This window comes from Rubrivivax sp. A210, assembly GCF_904426505.1.
Taxonomy (GTDB): domain Bacteria; phylum Pseudomonadota; class Gammaproteobacteria; order Burkholderiales; family Burkholderiaceae_C; genus Rubrivivax.
Genome location: NZ_CAJGBN010000012.1, coordinates 168,646 through 185,438, shown reverse-complemented (window position 1 = coordinate 185,438; position 16,793 = coordinate 168,646). Strand labels below are relative to the sequence as shown.

16 protein-coding genes are annotated in these 16,793 nt (G+C 69.9%); 8 read left to right on the top strand and 8 right to left on the bottom strand.

Annotation, left to right across the window (positions count from 1 at the left end):
• Positions 1-27: 27 nt before the first annotated feature.
• The 6 genes from JMV16_RS09600 to gabT all read right to left on the bottom strand — a co-directional run bounded on the left by JMV16_RS09600 (position 28) and on the right by gabT (position 7,210).
• Positions 28-1,512: an NAD-dependent succinate-semialdehyde dehydrogenase gene (locus JMV16_RS09600; protein ID WP_201494025.1), complete on the bottom strand. Its 1,485-nt coding sequence runs from the start codon at positions 1,510-1,512 to the stop codon at positions 28-30.
• Between the two features lie 62 nt (positions 1,513-1,574).
• Entirely contained in the window at positions 1,575-2,405 is an 831-nt protein-coding gene (locus tag JMV16_RS09595; RefSeq protein WP_201494024.1) for an ABC transporter permease, read from the bottom strand.
• Between the two features lie 13 nt (positions 2,406-2,418).
• Positions 2,419-3,678 (bottom strand): ABC transporter permease, encoded by a 1,260-nt coding sequence (locus tag JMV16_RS09590; protein WP_201494023.1) that lies wholly within the window; start codon positions 3,676-3,678, stop codon positions 2,419-2,421.
• Between the two features lie 19 nt (positions 3,679-3,697).
• A complete protein-coding gene (locus JMV16_RS09585; RefSeq protein ID WP_201494022.1) occupies positions 3,698-4,717 on the bottom strand; it encodes an ABC transporter substrate-binding protein in 1,020 nt (339 codons plus the stop codon).
• A gap of 49 nt (positions 4,718-4,766) precedes the next feature.
• Complete coding sequence (locus JMV16_RS09580) at positions 4,767-5,918, bottom strand: ABC transporter ATP-binding protein (protein ID WP_201494021.1); 1,152 nt, start codon at positions 5,916-5,918, stop codon at positions 4,767-4,769.
• Complete coding sequence (gene gabT, locus JMV16_RS09575) at positions 5,918-7,210, bottom strand: 4-aminobutyrate--2-oxoglutarate transaminase (protein ID WP_201494020.1); 1,293 nt, start codon at positions 7,208-7,210, stop codon at positions 5,918-5,920. The genes JMV16_RS09580 and gabT overlap by 1 nt, the downstream gene beginning before the upstream one ends.
• A 152-nt stretch (positions 7,211-7,362) precedes the next feature.
• Between gabT and JMV16_RS09570 the strand changes: the two genes are divergently transcribed.
• Genes JMV16_RS09570 through dut form a run of 8 tightly spaced genes read left to right on the top strand, consistent with a single transcriptional unit; the run spans position 7,363 to position 15,262 of the window.
• A complete protein-coding gene (locus JMV16_RS09570; protein WP_201494019.1) occupies positions 7,363-8,778 on the top strand; it encodes a PLP-dependent aminotransferase family protein in 1,416 nt (471 codons plus the stop codon).
• 53 nt (positions 8,779-8,831) lie between these two features.
• Entirely contained in the window at positions 8,832-9,140 is a 309-nt protein-coding gene (locus JMV16_RS09565; protein WP_201494018.1) for a type II toxin-antitoxin system Phd/YefM family antitoxin, read from the top strand.
• The gene (locus JMV16_RS09560) at positions 9,137-9,538 is read left to right on the top strand and encodes a type II toxin-antitoxin system VapC family toxin (RefSeq protein WP_201494017.1); all 402 of its coding nucleotides are present in this window, start codon (positions 9,137-9,139) and stop codon (positions 9,536-9,538) included. The genes JMV16_RS09565 and JMV16_RS09560 overlap by 4 nt, the downstream gene beginning before the upstream one ends.
• 26 nt (positions 9,539-9,564) lie before the next feature.
• A complete protein-coding gene (alaS, locus tag JMV16_RS09555) occupies positions 9,565-12,198 on the top strand; it encodes an alanine--tRNA ligase (RefSeq protein ID WP_201494016.1) in 2,634 nt (877 codons plus the stop codon).
• Positions 12,199-12,209: 11 nt separating this feature from the next.
• A complete protein-coding gene (locus JMV16_RS09550) occupies positions 12,210-12,758 on the top strand; it encodes a GNAT family N-acetyltransferase (protein ID WP_236580432.1) in 549 nt (182 codons plus the stop codon).
• An 18-nt stretch (positions 12,759-12,776) separates the two neighbouring features.
• Complete coding sequence (locus JMV16_RS09545) at positions 12,777-13,565, top strand: UPF0149 family protein (RefSeq protein ID WP_201494015.1); 789 nt, start codon at positions 12,777-12,779, stop codon at positions 13,563-13,565.
• A 21-nt stretch (positions 13,566-13,586) separates the two neighbouring features.
• Entirely contained in the window at positions 13,587-14,816 is a 1,230-nt protein-coding gene (coaBC, locus tag JMV16_RS09540; protein WP_201494014.1) for a bifunctional phosphopantothenoylcysteine decarboxylase/phosphopantothenate--cysteine ligase CoaBC, read from the top strand.
• Complete coding sequence (dut, locus tag JMV16_RS09535) at positions 14,813-15,262, top strand: dUTP diphosphatase (RefSeq protein ID WP_201494013.1); 450 nt, start codon at positions 14,813-14,815, stop codon at positions 15,260-15,262. Before coaBC ends, dut begins: the two co-directional genes overlap by 4 nt.
• 18 nt (positions 15,263-15,280) lie before the next feature.
• On the opposite strand, the gene JMV16_RS09530 is transcribed toward dut, so the two are convergent.
• Together JMV16_RS09530 and JMV16_RS09525 are read right to left on the bottom strand one after the other, a co-directional pair.
• Positions 15,281-15,709: a hypothetical protein gene (locus tag JMV16_RS09530; protein WP_201494012.1), complete on the bottom strand. Its 429-nt coding sequence runs from the start codon at positions 15,707-15,709 to the stop codon at positions 15,281-15,283.
• Positions 15,710-15,757: 48 nt separating this feature from the next.
• Positions 15,758-16,663 (bottom strand): MBL fold metallo-hydrolase, encoded by a 906-nt coding sequence (locus JMV16_RS09525; RefSeq protein ID WP_201494011.1) that lies wholly within the window; start codon positions 16,661-16,663, stop codon positions 15,758-15,760.
• Positions 16,664-16,793 lie beyond the last annotated feature (130 nt).

Here is a 16,793-nt window from a genome sequence, read left to right as displayed (position 1 = left end):
AGTCAGCGCTGCCACGCTGCCGGGCGGCTACTTGAGGATGTCGCCCAGGCAGAGGTACTTGGTCTCGAGGTAGTCGTCGATGCCCTGGCGCGCGCCCTCGCGCCCCAGGCCGCTCTGCTTGACACCGCCGAAGGGCACTTCGGCGGTCGAGATGAGGCCGGTGTTGACGCCCACCATGCCGTATTCCAGCGCCTCGCCGACGCGGAAGATGCGGCCGATGTCGCGGCTGTAGAAATAGCTGGCGAGGCCGAACTCGGTGGCATTGGCCAGCGCCACGACCTCGGCCTCGGTCTCGAAGCGGAACACCGGCGCCACCGGGCCGAAGGTCTCTTCCTTGGCGCACAGCATCTCGCTGGTGACCTCGGCCAGCACGGTGGGCGTGTAGAAGCGGTCTCCGGCGCGGCTGCCGCCCACCACCAGGCGTGCGCCCTTGGCCAGCGCGTCGGCCACATGCCCCTCCACCTTGGCCATCGCCGGCTCGTCGATCAGCGGGCCCTGGTTGATGCCGGGCTCGAAGCCGTTGCCGACCTTGATGCCTGCCGCCTTGGCGGCCAGTTTCTCGACGAAGGCGTCGTAGACGCCGGCCTGCACATAAAGGCGGTTGGCGCAGACACAGGTCTGGCCGGCATTGCGGTACTTGCTGATCATTGCGCCCTCGACGGCGCTGTCGATGTCGGCGTCGTCGAAGACGATGAAGGGCGCGTTGCCCCCGAGCTCGAGGCTGAGCTTCTTGATCGTCGGTGCGCACTGGCGCGCCAGGATGCGGCCGACCTCGGTGCTGCCTGTGAACGACAGGTGGCGCACGACATCGCTGCTGCACAGCACCTTGCCGATCTCGATCGAGTTCTCGCTGTCCGAGGGCAGCACGTTCAGCACCCCGGCCGGCATGCCGGCGCGCTGGGCCAGCTCGGCCACGGCCAGTGCGGAGAGCGGCGTCTGCTCGGCCGGCTTGATGATCACCGGGCAGCCGGCGGCCAGGGCCGGCGCCACCTTGCGCGTGATCATCGCGATGGGGAAGTTCCAGGGCGTGATGGCGGCGCACACGCCGATGGGCTGGCGGATGACGAGGAAACGCTTGTTGCCGTCGGTGGTGGGGATGGTCTCGCCGTAGACGCGGCGCGCCTCTTCGGCAAACCACTCCAGGAAGCTGGCGCCATAGCCGACCTCGCCACGCGCCTCGGCCAGCGGCTTGCCTTGTTCGGCGGTCATGATGCGGGCCAGGTCGTCGGCGTGCTGGTGCAGCAGCGCGAACCACTTCATCAGGATGGCGCCGCGCTCCTTGGCGGTCTTGGCGCGCCAGGCCGGCCAGGCCTTCTCGGCCGCGCTGATGGCCGCCGCGGCGTCGATGGCACCCAGGTTGGCCACCTGGGCCAGTTCCATCCCGGTGGCCGGGTCGGTGACGGCAAAGCGCGCACCGCCCTGGCTGGCGGCCCACTCGCCATTGATCAGGCCCTCGGTGCGCAGCAGGCCGGCGTCATTGAGCGTGGCCAACGGGGAAGTCTTCATGTCCATGGTGTCTCCTGGCGATGCAGCGGCCTATGCTAAGGCGGCGCGGAAGGGCTGAACCCGGGGCTTCAGGCGCGACGACCGCGCAGCCATTCGAGCACGCCCAGCAAGGCGGTGGTGAACAGGATCAGCAGCGTCGCCACCGCGGCGATGGTGGGCGTGATGTTCTCGCGGATGCCGGTGAACATCTGGCGCGGCAGCGTCACCTGGCTGGGGCCGGCGAGGAAGAGGGTGACCACGACCTCGTCGAAGCTGGTGGCAAAGGCGAACAGCGCGCCCGAGATCACGCCCGGCGCGATCACCGGCAGGGTGACGCGGAAGAAGGTCTCCAGCGGCCCGGCTCCCAGGCTCAGGCTGGCGCGCACCAGGTTGTGGTTGAAGCCCTGCAGCGTGGCCAGCACGGTGGTCAGCACGAAGGGCGCGCCGAGTGCGGCGTGCACGACGATGAGGCCGAGGTAGGTGTCGGCAATGCCGATGCGGGCGAAGTAGAGGTAGGTGGCGACGCCGACCACGACGATGGGCACGACCATGGGCGCGATGAGCAGGCTCATCAGCGTGCCCTTGCCGGGAAAGTTGGTGCGCGCCAGGCCCACCGCGGCCATCGTGCCCAGCGTGGTGGCCAAGAGCGTGGCCGCGGGCGCGACGATGAAGCTGTTGCGCGCCGCGCGCATCCACTCGGGCGACTCGAAGAGGTTGTGATACCACTTGAGCGACCAGCCCGGTATCGGATAGGCCAGGAAGGAACTGCTGCTGAAGGACAGCGGAATGATCACCAGGATGGGCAGCAGCAGAAAGGCCAGCACCGCCACGCAGGTGATGCGCAGCGCCCACCAGCCGAGCTTGTCCAGCGGCGTGGCGTAGGCGGGAAAGACCGGCAGGGCACGTTGCAGAGCATTCATGGCGGTGTCCTCGTCAACCCAGGCTCAGCTCGGAGCGCACGATGCGCCGGTAGACGCCATACAGCAGCAGCGTCGCGGTGAGCAGCAGCGCGCCCAGGGCGCAGGCCATGCCCCAATTGATCTCGACATTGGTGTACTGCGCGACGTAGTAGCTCAGCATCTGGTCGTCGGGCCCGCCCAGCAGGGCCGGCGTGACGTAGTAGCCGATGGCGAGGATGAAGACCAGCAGCGAGCCGGCGCCGATGCCGGGATAGGTTTGCGGCACGACGACGCGGAAGAAGGCGATCAGCGGCGGGCTGCCCAGCGAGACCGCGGCGCGCAGAAAGGTGGGTGGCACGCTCTTCATCACGCTGTACAGCGGCAGGATCATGAAGGGCAGCAGGATGTGGACCATCGCGATCACCACGCCCAGGCGGTTGAACAGCAGTTCCAGCGGCTGCTCCGTCAGGCCCGTGCCCATGAGGGCGCGGTTGACCAGCCCCTGCGACTGCAGCAGCACGATCCAGGCCGCCACGCGCACCAGGATCGAGGTCCAGAACGGCACCAGCACCAGGATCATCAGCAGATTGGCCTTGCGCGGCGGCAGCGTGGACAGCCACCAGGCCAGCGGATAGCCCAGCAGCAGCGCGAACAAGGTGACGACGGCGCTGATCTCGAAGGTGCGGATCAGGATGCGGCCGAAGACGCGCTGGTCGGGCGGCATGCGTTCGATATCGCCGGCCGCGCTGCGCCGCAGGTCGACCGCGGCGAGCAGGTAGTCGGGCGTCCAGCGCGAGCCGTTCTTGGCGATGGCCTGCCAGTAGCCGGGCTCGGCCCAGCGCGGGTCCATCTCCAGCAGCTTGGCCTTGATGGCCTCGGGCGTGGCGGCCGTCGCGCCTTCGCCGAGCGGCAGCGCCTTGTAGGTGTTCATCACCAGCGAGCGCGCGCCCGGCGCCTCGGAGTTGAGCCGCCGCGCCAGCGTGCCGGCGTCGGCGCGGTCGGGCAGGGCCGCGAGGTCGGCGGCCAGTGCGGCATAGGCGGCCGCGGGAGGCTCGCCTTCGCGCGGCCAGGCCTGCAGCGCCGCCACCGTGCGCGGCAGGGCCTGGGCGACCTCGGGGTTCTCCACCGCGCGCATCAGCAGCGCGCCCAGCGGCACCAGGAAGGTGAGCAGCAGAAAGACGAGCAGCGGCAGCGTGAGCGCGAAGGCGCGCAGCTTGCGCCGCCGCTCGGCGCGCGCCAGCTGCCGCTGCAGCGCACGCGGGTCGGCGATGCCGGGCAGGACCAGGGTGTTCATCGCCGCCGCGCCCATGGGCTTACTGTGCCGCCCAGGCCGCGAAGCGCTTCTCGAGCTGCTCGCCCTGGTCGGCCCAGAACTTCACGCTGAACTGCAGCGCGTCCTTGGCATTCGCCGGTGCGGTGGGCAGGTTGGCCAGCACCTTGGGGTCGAGCTTGGCCAGCGCCTTGGTGTTGGTGGGGCCGTAGGCGATGTTCCTGGCGTATTCGGCCTGGGCCTCGGGCGTGCTGGCGTAGGCGATGAATTCCAGCGCCTTGGCCTTGTTGGGCGTGCCCTTGGGGATGACCCAGTAGTCGAGGTCATAGATGCCGCCGGCCCACATGATCTGCAGCTTCTTGCCTTCGCGGTTGGCGGCGTCGATGCGGCCGTTGTAGGCGGTGGTCATCACCACATCGCCGGCCACCAGGAACTGCGGCGGCTGGGCGCCGGCCTCCCACCACTGGATGCTGGGCTTGAGCTCGGTCAGCTTCTTGAAGGCGCGGTCGGCGCCTTCCTTGGTGGCGAGCAGCTTGTAGACGTCGGCCGCCTTCACGCCGTCGGCCATGAGGGCGAATTCGACGTTGTAGCGGGCGCCCTTGCGCAGGCCGCGCTTGCCGGGGATCTTCTTCACGTCCCAGAAATCGGCCCAGCTCTTGGGCGCGGTCTTGAGCTTGTCGCCGTCGTAGGCCATCACGGTGGACCAGACGAAGATGCCGATGCCGCATTCGGTGACGGCGGCCGGCACGAAATCGGCCTTGGCGCCGACCTTGGCCCAGTCCAGGCGCTCGAACAGGCCTTCGTCGCAGCCGCGTGCGACATCCGGCGATTCGACCTCGACCACGTCCCAGGTGACGTTCTTGGTCTCGACCATGGCCTTGATCTTGGCCTGCTCACCGTTGTATTCCACCGCCACCAGCTTGTTGCCCTTCTTCTCGAAGGCCTCGTAGAAGGCCTTCTTCTGCGCGTTGGCGTTGGCGCCGCCGAAGTTGACGATGGTGAGCTGCTGGGCCAGCGCGGGCAGCGCGGCGACGAGGGCAGCAACGAGGACGATCTTCTTCATGGCGGGTCTTCCTTGGGGGTTGGAGTAGCGGTGAGAAATCAGGCGCGGATCAAGCGTAGACGCGGGTGAACTCGATGGGCAGTTCCAGCACCACCTCGTCGCCCTCGTGCGGCAGCCAGGGGCTGGACAGCGGCAGCTTGACGGTGGCCTCGGGCTGGCCGTCGGCTACGCGGCACAACGCGCGCAGGTGGTCGCCGAAGTAGATCACGTCGATCACCTGGGCCTGCAACTGGTTGGCACGGCCGGGCAGGGCCTGGCGGTGCAGCACGATGCGCTCGGGCCGGATGCCGGCCTGCACGGTGGCACCCACCCGGGCGTCGTTGACGTTGAGGCCGGTGACGACGCGACCGTCGGGCAGCACGATGCCGCAGCGGTCGCCATCGCTGGCGCGCACGGTGCCGTTCAGCACCGTGCCGTCGCCGATGAAGCTGGCGACGAAGCGGTTGCTGGGCGCCTCGTACATCTCGGTCACTGGGGCGATCTGCTGGATCTCGCCGTCGTTGAAGACGGCGACGCGGTCGCTCATGGTCAACGCCTCGCCCTGGTCGTGGGTGACGTAGACGAAGGTCACGCCGAGCTGGCGGTGCAACTCCTTCAGCTCGATCTGCATGTGCTCGCGCAGCTGCTTGTCCAGCGCGCCCAGCGGCTCGTCCATCAGCACCAGCTGCGGGTTGAAGACGAGGGCGCGCGCCAGCGCCACGCGTTGCTGCTGGCCGCCCGAGAGCTGGCCCGGGTAGCGTGCCGCCATGCCGGTGAGGCGCACCATGTCCAGCGCCTTGGCCACGCGCTCGGCCTGCTCGGCCTTGGCCACGCCGCGCACGGTGAGCGGATAGGCCACGTTGGCGCCCACCGTCAGGTGCGGGAAGAGGGCGTAGTTCTGGAACACCATGCCGAAGTTGCGCTTGTGCGGCGGCGTGCGCGTGATCGGGTGGCCATCGAGCAATATCTCGCCGGCCGTGGGCGATTCGAAGCCGGCCAGCATCATCAGCGTCGTCGTCTTGCCGCTGCCCGAGGGGCCCAACAGCGTGAGGAACTCGCCGCGCTGGATCTCCAGGTCGAGCTGGCGCACTACCAGGTGCTGGCCGTCGTAGGTTTTCTGCACGCCGGCAAAGTGGACCAGCGGCTTGGCCGAAGCGGGCCGCGCCTGCGGGTTGGCCGTGGCTGCCGGCGCCGCGCCGGCGGGGGCGGGCAGGGTGGCCATCAGGCGCAGGCTGCGAAGCTGTCGGCCAGGATGGCCAGGCCCTCGGCCACCAGGGCGTCGGGCGCGGTCAGCGGCACCAGGATGCGGACCACGTTGCCGTAGCTGCCGCAGGACAGCAGGATGAGGCCGCGCCGCGCCGCCTCGGCGACCACGCGCTTGGTGAGGTCGGCGTCGGGGCGGTGCTTGTCGCCGCCCTGGAACAGCTCGATGGCGACCATCGCGCCCAGGCCGCGCACATCGCCGATGGCCGGCACGCGGCTGGCGATGGCCTTGAGGCCCTGCACCAGGTTCTCGCCCATGGCCTGGGCGCGTGCCAGCAGCTTTTCGTCTTCGAAGGCCTGCAGCACGGCCAGCGCGGCGGCGCAGCCCAGCGGCGAGCCGGCATAGGTGCCGCCCAGGCCGCCGGGGGCGGGCGCGTCCATCACCTCGGCGCGGCCGACCACGCCCGAGATCGGGAAGCCGCCGGCCAGCGACTTGGCGGTGCAGATGAGGTCGGGCGCCACCGGCCATTGCTCGCTGGCGAACCAGGTGCCGGTGCGGCCGGCGCCGGTCTGCACCTCGTCGGCAATGAGCAGGATGCCGTGTTCGTCGGCGATCTTGCGCAGGCCGGCGATGAAGGCCGGCGGCGCGATGTAGAAGCCGCCCTCGCCCTGCACCGGCTCGACGATGAAGGCGGCCACGCGCGTGGCCTCGATGTCGTTCTTGAAGATCGCACGCACCGAATCCAGCGCGTCCTCGACGCTCACGCCGTGCAGCTCGTTCGGGAACAGGGCGTGGAAGACCTCGCCCGGGAAGGGTCCGAAGCCCAGCTTGTAGGGCGCCACCTTGCCGGTCAGCCCCAGGGTCAGCAGGGTGCGGCCGTGGTAGCCGCCGCCGAAGGCGATGATGCCGCCGCGCCCGGTGTGGCTGCGCGCGATCTTCACCGCGTTCTCCACCGCCTCGGCGCCGGTGGTCAGGAACAGCGTCTTCTTCGCAAAGGCGCCCGGGGCGAGGGCGTTCAGGCGCTCGGCCAGTTCGACATAGGACTCGTAGGCCACGACCTGGAAGCAGGTGTGGGTGTAGAGCTCGAGCTGCTGGCGCACGGCGGCCGTCACCGCCGGGTGGCAGTGGCCGGTGTTGAGCACGGCGATGCCGCCGGCGAAATCGATGTAGCGGCGGCCTTCCACGTCCCAGAGTTCGGCGTTGAGGGCGCGGGCGACGAAGATCTCGTGCGCCTGGCCGACGCCGCGCGCCACGGCGGCATGGCGGCGGGCCATCAGGGCGGCGTTGGTGAGCTGGGGTTCGCGTTGCATGGTGGGGGCTTTCGGGTCTGCGGTGGGCGCACTTTAGGCGCGCCGGCGCCGCGCTACCATGTACACGGCCCGCCAAACCGCCGCTGACTGTGCAGGGTCGGCGACCGCTACGGGATTTCCCTTTCCTGCCGGTTTTCTCCCTGATTTGGGGCATGCTCGCCATCCAACCCGATTCGCCGATGCCGCTGGTGGCCCAGATCGTGGACGGTCTGCGCCAGCTCATCTCGGCCCAGACCCTGCGCGCCGGGGCCAAGCTGCCGTCCATCCGCGCCTTCGCGGTCTCGCACGGGGTCAGCGTGTTCACCGTCGTCGAGGCCTACGACCGGCTGGTGGCCCAGGGTTGGGTGGTGTCGCGCGGCAACGCCGGCTTCTTCGTCAAGTGGCGCGCTGGCGAGCCCGGCGAGGCGCCCGACCGCGCCCCGGCCGACCTCAGCTTCGACGGCAGCTGGTACCTGCAGCAGATCTTCGAGAGCCGCAGCCTCGCGCTCAAGGCCGGTTGCGGCTGGCTGCCACAGGACTGGCTGTTCGAGGACGGCGTGCGGCGCAGCCTGCGCCAGCTGGCGGCCGACGGTGTGGAACTGGGCGGCTACGGCCTGCCCCAGGGCCATCTGGCGCTGCGCATGCTGATCGCCGAAAACCTGGGCGAGCGCCAGATCGGCGTCGAGGCCCCCAACGTGCTGTTGACCCAGGGCTCGAGCCAGGCGCTGGACCTGATCGCGCGCCGCCTGGTCAAGCCCGGCGACGCCGTGCTGGTGGACGACCCCGGCTACCCCAACCTGATGTTCATGTTGCGCTTCTTGGGCGCGCGCCTGGTCGGCGTGCCGCGCACGCCAGACGGCTACGACCTGGCGGCGCTGGAAGCGGCCCTGATCGAGCACAAGCCCCGCGTCTTCTTCACCCAGCCGCGCCTTCAAAGCCCCTGCAACGCGGTGGCGCGGCCGGCCATGCTGCACCGCCTGCTGCAGCTGGCCGAGAGCCACGACCTGACGGTGATCGAGAACGACATCTATGCCGACCTCGATCCCGAGCCGCGCTCGACGCTCGCCAGCCTGGATCAGCTGCGGCGCGTGGTCCACATCGGCAGCTATTCCAAGACCATCTCGCCCAATATCCGCGTCGGCTTCGTCGCCGCGCGCCAGGATCTGCTGGACGGGCTGGCGCGGCTCAAGATGGTCTCGGGCCTGACCTCGTCCGACCTCACCGAGCGCCTGGCCCACGGGGCCCTCACCGAGGGCCGTTGGCGCAAGCACCTGAAAGGCTTGCGCGAACGCCTGGCCGAGGCCCACGGCGTGGTCGGCCAGCGCCTGCGCGGCCTGGGCTTCGAGCTCTTTGGCGAGCCCAAGGCCGGCCTCTACCTGTGGGCGCGCCACCCCGACCTGCCCGACAGCGCCGAGGCCTCGCGCGCCGCCGTGGGCCAGGGCATCATGCTCGGCCCGGGCCAGCTCTTCCTGGTCGAGCCGCGGCCCACCGGCTGGCTGCGCTTCAATGTCGCCTTCAGCAATGACGAGCGCCTGTTCGGCTTTCTGGCTGCGCAAATCGAGCAGCAGGGCCAGCAGGCAGCGGCCTGAGCGCCGCCTGCCGCGCATAGAATCTGGTTGATTCAACCAGTCCCGGCGCCGCCATGGAATCCATAGGCCTGTTCGAAGCCAAGACCCATTTGTCGGAACTGATCGCCCGCGCCGAGCGCGGCGAGGAAGTCATCATCACCCGCCACAACAAGCCGGTGGCCAAGATCGTGCCCTTCGTGGGCGTGTCGGCGGCATTGCTCGAGCGCCGCCTGAAGGCGGTGGCGGCGATGCAGCAGATCGGGCGCGAGATCGCCCAGCGCGGTGAACCCTTGACCACCGAAGAAATCGTCGAGTGGGTTCGCGAGGGCCGCGAAGAGCGGGATGAACGCGTCTGGTCGGTTGCCACGGGCCGCATCGAATGAGCCAGGTCGTCATCGACGCGTCCTACGCCCTGGCCTGCGTGATGCCCGACGAGCAGCGGCCTGCAGGTATGCGCGGGGTGTTGGGCAGCGAACTCGTGGCGCCCTTCATCTGGCCTCTCGAAGTGGCCAGCGCCATGCGCAATGGCGTGCGCCGGCGTCGCTTCGACCTGGCACTGGCCCGTGGGCTGTGCTCCCATCTGGCGGCGCTGGAGGTTGAACTGGTGTCGCCGCGCGTCAACGATCCGCTGCGCCACCTGGAACTGTCCACCACCCACGACCTCACGCCCTACGACGCCCTGTACATCGACATGGCGCTGTCGCGCCGCTGCCCCATGGCCTCGCACGACGCGCGTCTCGTCGACGCGGCCCGTGGGCTGGGTATCGAAGTCCTGAACTGAAAACCTCTACTGAGCTGTTGCCGCCCATGAAAGCCTCCGAGATCCGTTCCACCTTCCTGAAGTACTTCGAGTCCAAGGGCCACGCGGTCGTCGCGTCCAGCCCGGTCGTGCCCGGCGACGACCCGACGCTGCTGTTCACCAATGCCGGCATGAACCAGTTCAAGGACGTCTTCCTGGGCTTCGACAAGCGGCCCTACAGCCGCGCTGCCACCAGCCAGAAGTGCATCCGCGCCGGCGGCAAGCACAACGACCTCGACAACGTGGGCTACACGGCGCGCCACCACACCTTCTTCGAGATGCTGGGCAACTTCAGCTTCGGCGACTACTTCAAGCACGACGCCCTGGTCTATGCCTGGGAGCTGCTCACCGAGCACTTCAAGCTGCCCAAGGACAAGCTCTGGGCCACGGTCTACGCCGAGGACGACGAGGCCTACGACATCTGGCTCAAGGTCATTGGCCTGCCGGCCGAGCGCATCGTGCGCATCGGCGACAACAAGGGCGCGCGCTATGCGTCCGACAACTTCTGGATGATGGGCGACACCGGCCCCTGCGGCCCCTGCAGCGAGATCTTCTACGACCACGGCCCCGAGGTCGCCGGCGGCCCGCCGGGCAGCCCCGAGCAGGACGGCGACCGCTACATCGAGATCTGGAACAACGTCTTCATGCAGTTCAACCGTTCTGAGGACGGCGTGATGCACAGGCTGCCCAAGCCCAGCGTGGACACCGGCATGGGCCTGGAGCGGCTGGCGGCGGTGCTGCAGCATGTACACAGCAACTACGAGATCGATCTGTTCCAGAACCTGCTGGCGGCGGCCAAGCAGGCAGTGGACGGCGCGGCGCCGGCCGGCAACAACGCCGATGCGAGCAGCCCCAGCCTCAAGGTCATCGCCGACCACATCCGCGCCTGCAGCTTCACCGTGGTCGACGGCGTCATCCCCGGCAACGAGGGCCGCGGCTATGTGCTGCGCCGCATCGCCCGCCGCGGCATCCGCCACGGCTACAAGCTGGGCGCGCGCAAGCCCTTCTTCCACAAGCTGGTACACACGCTGGCGGCCGAGATGGGCGAGGCCTATCCCGAGCTGCGGCGCGAGATGGTGCGTGTCACCGAGGTGCTCAAGACCGAGGAAGAGCGCTTCTTCCAGACCATCGCCAACGGCATGGAGATCCTCGAATCGGCCTTGTCGGGGGGCGTCAAGACGCTGGACGGCGACGTCGCCTTCAAGTTGCACGACACCTACGGCTTCCCCCTCGACCTGACGGCCGACGTCTGCCGCGAGCGCGGCGTGGCGGTGGACGATGCCGGCTTCAACGCGGCGATGAACCGCCAGCGCGAACAGGCGCGCGCCTCGGCCAAGTTCAAGATGGCGGCGGGGCTGGACTACAGCGGTGCCAACACCGCCTTCCACGGCTACGAGCACCTGGTGTGTGAACACAGCAAGGTGCTGGCGATCTACGCCGACGGCAGCCCGGTGCAGCGCGCCAAGGCCGGCGACGACGTCGTCATCGTGCTTGACCACACGCCCTTCTATGCCGAGAGCGGTGGCCAGGTCGGCGACACCGGCGAATTGCGCAATGCGCGCGCCCGCGTCGTCGTCGAGGACACGGTCAAGGTGCAGGCCGCGGTACACGGCCACCAGGGCCGCATCGTCGAGGGCGAGGTCGAGGTCGGCGACGGTTTTGTGGCCAAGGTGGACGCCGAGAGCCGCGCCCGCACCGTGCGCAACCACAGCGCCACCCACCTGATGCACAAGGCGTTGCGCGAGGTGCTGGGCGCCCATGTGCAGCAAAAGGGCAGCCTGGTCACGCCCGAGCGCACGCGCTTCGACTTCGTGCACAACGCGCCGCTCACCGACGAGCAGATCTGGCAGGTCGAGAAGCTGGTGAACGCCGAGATCCTGGCCAATGCCGCGACGCAGTCGCGCGTGCTGCCCATCGAAGAGGCGCAGAAGCTGGGCGCGATGATGCTGTTCGGCGAGAAGTACGGCGACGAGGTGCGCGTGCTCGACATCGGCAGCAGCCGCGAACTGTGCGGCGGCACTCATGTGCAGCGCAGCGGCGACATCGGCTTCTTCACCATCGTCGCCGAGGGCGGCGTGGCAGCTGGCGTGCGCCGCGTCGAGGCGCTCACCGGCAGCAATGCCCTGGCCTATGTGCAGGCGATGGAGCACATGCTGGGCGGCGTGGCCGGCACGCTGAAGGTGACGCCGGGCGAGGTGGGGGCGCGCGTCGATTCGCTGCTCGACCAGGTGCGCGGCCTCGAGCGCGAGTTGACGGCGCTCAAGGGCAAGCTGGCCTCGGCCCAGGGCGACGATCTGGTGGCCCAGGCGGTGGACGTGAAGGGCATCAAGGTGCTGGCCGCGATGCTGGAAGGCGCCGACGCCAAGGCGCTGCGCGAGACGCTGGACCAGCTCAAGAACAAGCTCAAGACGGCGGCCATCGTGCTGGCCACGGTGGAAGGCGGCAAGGTGCAGCTGGCCGCTGGCGTCACCGCCGACAGCACATCGCGCGTCAAGGCCGGCGAGCTGGTCAACTTCGTCGCGCTGCAGGTGGGCGGCAAGGGCGGCGGCAAGCCCGACCTGGCGATGGCCGGCGGCAGCGATGCCGCGGCCCTGCCGGCCGCGCTGGCCTCGGTGGCCGGCTGGGTGGCCGGCAAGCTCTGACCGAGGGCGCCGTGGACGAGGCCGGCACCCTCACGCTGCGCCGCGCCACCACGCGCGACGCGGCCGAGTTCGCCCGCATGATGGGCGACCCCGAGGTCTATCCCGGCCTCATGCAGCTGCCCTTTTCCAGCGACGAGCAGTGGCACGCGCGGCTGGCCGACAACAACACGCCGTCACGCGCCGACCACCTGCACCTGGTGGCCGAGCGCGGCGGCGTCCTGGTCGGCAGTGCCGGCCTCCATCCCATGCCCCAGCTGCGCCGGCGCCACGCGGCGATGCTGGGCATCAGCGTCGCACGCGAGGCCCAGGGCCAGGGCGTGGGCAAGGCGCTGATGCAGGCCTTGTGCGACTACGCCGACGGCTGGGCCCAGCTGCTGCGCATCGAGCTCACCGTTTTCGCCGACAACGAGCGCGCGATTGCGCTGTATCGTCGCTTCGACTTTCGCGAAGAAGGCCTCCACCGCGGCTATGCGATGCGCCACGGCGTCTACACCGACGTGCTGAGCATGGCCCGTCTCCATCCCAACCCCCCGACCCTGGCCTGGCCCCCCGAGGCCTGACCCGAGGAGCGCCCCACCATGAGCTTTGCCGCCGCCGCCGCGCGCCCGCCCCAGAACAGCGAGGCCGAGATCGCGGCCTTCGACACCGTCTGCGAACGCCTGGCCGGCTTCGACCCCGAACTCTCCTTCGAGTGGGTGGACGGCTTCCTGGCCGCACTGGCCGCCGGCCCGCGCCTGCCGCCGGTGGACGAATGGCTGCCGGCGCTGGCCGGCGATGCCTTCGAGCGCGCCTTTGCCGACCCCGAAGACCACGCCCAGGCCCTCTCCGCGCTGCAGGCCCGGCTGACGGTGCTGGGCAAGCAGCTCGATGCCGAGGTGCTGCTGGAAGACCCCGAGGCCCTGCGCCTGGACCCGCTGATGTCGGAATGGACCGACGAAGACCGTGCCAAGCTCGCCGAGCAGGATTCGCTCAATGCCGAGGAAGTGGCCAGCGTGCAGACCGGCGGCCTCTGGGCGGTGGGCTTCATGGACGGCGTCGAGGCCTTCCCGGTGCTGTGGGACGAGCCGGCCGACGAAGAGGCGGCGCTCGAGTTCGGCCAGCTGATGGACCAGGTCGCGGCACTGATGCTGGCGCCCGGCAGCGAGGAGTTCAAGGAGCACGTCCTCCAGTACTACCCCAAGGGCGACCCCACGCGCGACGAGCTGATCGCCGAGGCCTGCTGGGCGGTGCAGGATCTGCGCCTGTACTGGGTGGAGCACGCGCCCAGGCCGGCCACGCGCCGTGTCGAGCCCACGCCCGGCCGCAACGACCCCTGCCCCTGCGGCAGCGGCAAGAAATTCAAGAAGTGCCACGGCGCCGCCGCCTAGGCGCCTGATCCGGAGCCACCCATGTCGGAAGTGCAGGCCCTGCAGGGCCGCCACATCGTGCTCGGTCTCAGCGGCGGCGTGGCCTGCTACAAGGCGGCCGAGCTGACGCGGCTGCTGGTGAAGGCCGGCGCCACCGTGCAGGTGGTGATGACCGAGGCGGCGCAGCAGTTCATCACGCCGGTCACGATGCAGGCGCTGAGCGGACGCCCGGTGGCTGCCAGCCAGTGGGATGCGCGCGAGCCCAACAACATGGCGCACATCAACCTGTCGCGCCAGGCCGATGCCATCCTGGTGGCCCCGGCCAGCGCCGATTTCATCGCCCGCCTGGCCCAGGGCCGCGCCGACGAGTTGCTGAGCCTGCTCTGCCTGGCCCGCCCCATCGAGCACTGCCCACTGCTGCTGGCGCCGGCGATGAACCGCGAGATGTGGGCGCACCCGGCCACCCAACGCAACGTGGCCCAGGTGGCGGCCGATGGCGCCCGGCTGCTGGGGCCGGCGGCCGGTGACCAGGCCTGCGGCGAGATCGGCGACGGCCGCATGCTCGAGGCGGCCGAGTTGTGCGACGAGCTGATCGCCTTCTTCCAGCCCAAGCTGCTGGCCGGCCGCAGGCTGCTGGTGACGGCTGGCCCCACCTTCGAGGCCATCGACCCAGTGCGCGGCATCACCAACCTTTCCAGCGGCAAGATGGGCTTTGCCATCGCACGCGCCGCGGCCGAAGCCGGTGCCGAGGTCACCCTGGTGGCCGGCCCGGTGGCCCTGGCCACGCCGCGCGGCGTGGTCCGCATCGACGTGCAGAGCGCCGAGCAGATGCTGGCTGCGGTGTTGCCCCAGGCCCGGCGCCACGATGTCTTCGTCGCTACCGCCGCGGTGGCCGACTGGCGGCCTGCGCAGAGTGCGGCGCAGAAGATCAAGAAGGATGGCAGCGGCCAGCCGCCGGCCCTGGCCTTCGTCGAGAACCCCGACATCCTGGCCTCCGTGGCCCGCCTGCCGGCTGCTGAGCGCCCCTGGTGCGTGGGCTTTGCGGCCGAGAGCCACGATGTCCTGGCGCACGCGCGCCAGAAGCGGGTGCGCAAGGGCGTGCCGCTGATCGTGGCCAACAACGGCCCCGCCACTTTCGGCCGCGACGACAACGAGTTGGTGCTGGTCGATGCCGATGGCGAGCAGGCGCTGCCGCGCGGCGACAAGCTCACGCTGGCGCGCCAGCTGGTGATCGAGATCGCGCGCCGTATGGCGGCCCAGGGTGGCGCATGACCGTCATCGAGATCAAGGTTCTGGATGAGCGCGTGGCGGCGCAGCTGCCGGCCTATGCCACGCCCGGCAGCGCGGGCCTCGACCTGCGCGCCTGCCTGGACGAGCCGCTGCGGCTCGCGCCCGGCCAGGCCGCCCTCATCCCCACCGGCCTGGCCGTACACATCGCCGATCCGGGCCTGGCGGCCATGCTGCTGCCGCGCTCGGGCCTGGGCCACAAGCACGGCATCGTGCTGGGCAATCTGGTGGGCCTGATCGACAGCGACTACCAGGGACCGCTGATGGTGAGCTGCTGGAACCGCGGCAGCGCCGCCTACACGGTGCAACCGCTGGAGCGCATCGCGCAAATGGTCATCGTGCCGGTGGTGCAGGCGGCCTTTCGCGTCGTCGAAGACTTCGACGCCTCGGCGCGCGGCGCGGGCGGTTTCGGCTCGACCGGCCGGGCTTGAACGGCTGTCTGAAGGCCTCTACTTGAACGACAGCACGGCCAGCACCAGCGCGGTCGAGGCCAGCACCGCCGCCACGCGCACCCCGTTCGGGATGCGTGAGCCGGCCTGCTTGTCACCCGCCTGGGCGCGACCGCGCAGCCAGCGCAGATAGACCAGCACCGCCACCAGCACCGTGGCCGCGCCGAGCTTGGCGTGGAAGAGCCCGGGCATCGTGCCAAAGCCGCCCCACTTGCCCAGCACCAGCGCCACACCGCTGGCCCACAGCAGGCCCACGCCAATCTCGGCCAGCGGTGCCATCTTCGGTGGAAAGCGTCGCAGCACCGCCTGGTCGGCCGGCGCGGCGCGGGCGATGAGGCCGAACATCACCAGATTGGCGATGCTGGCGGCAAAGCCCAGCGCGAGGCCGAAGAAGTGCAGGACGATCAGGGTCTGGTGCAAGGCGTGCATGGCGGGGCTCCCAGGCGCGAGGCTAGCACCCGCCGCCGCGCTGCAGCATCAGGTGCCGCGGCCCCACAGACCGCAGTAGCGGCGGGCAATGAAGGGCAGGCCGGCGGCATAGCCGGGCCAGGCCTCGAAGCCGGGCAGGGCGAAGTCCTTCTCGGCCTGGTCCCAGCACTTGCCGTCCTGGGCCAGCTTCTTCATCTCGGCCGAGGCGGTCTGCAGCAGCCTGAGCTGGTCTTCGACATCCTTCTTCGTGCCCAGGCGGTCGCCCGGCCCGGGGTGGCCCGGGATGAGGCGGTCCCAGTCCAGCGCCAGCACACCGCGCATGAAGCCCTCGGCCTCGAGCGGGTGGAAATCGATCATGCCGCGCCCCGGCACCGTGCCCACCGGGATGGTGTCGACGACGAAGAGCAGCTTCTCCTTCGGCAGGCGCATCACCAGCGTCGAGTCGGAATGGTTGAGCCCGTGGTAGCTCAGCTCCAGCGTCGTGCCGCCCAGGGTGATCGTGCGGCCCTGGTCGCCGACGGCCTCGTCGGGCAGCACGGTGTGGGGGTCTTTCAGCGCCTCCAGCCGGGCCTTGGCGCGGTGGTGGGCGACGAAGGTGGCGCCCGCCGCCTTGAGCGCCTGGCCGCCGGCGATGTGGTCGAAATGGTGGTGGCTGTAGACGACGTACTTCAGCGGCTTGTCGGTGACCTTGCGGATGGCGTCGAGATAGGCCTGGCCCCCCGTGGGCCGGCCATAGGCCACCGGGTCGGTGGCGATGACGCCATCGCGCGTGACGACGAAGATGGACTGGTGGAAGCCATTGCGGAAGATGTAGACGTTGTCCGTGCCCTCGACCAGGGTGGTCGAGATGGGTGCGCGCGGCGGCGTCGGCGCGGCTGCCGGCGCGGCAGTCTGGGCCTGGGCCGGGCCGGCCAGGGCCGCGATGGCGATGGCGGCGAAGAAGAGTCGTTTCATCGGTCGTCCTCCGGGTTCGGGCTTGGCTTGCGGGCCGCGCCGGCAGCCCTTGCGGGCCTCGGGCGGAAGGCAGTTTAGGCGGCTGCCGCCTGCAGGCCAAAGACTGGCCAAAGACCGTGCGCCGGGCAGG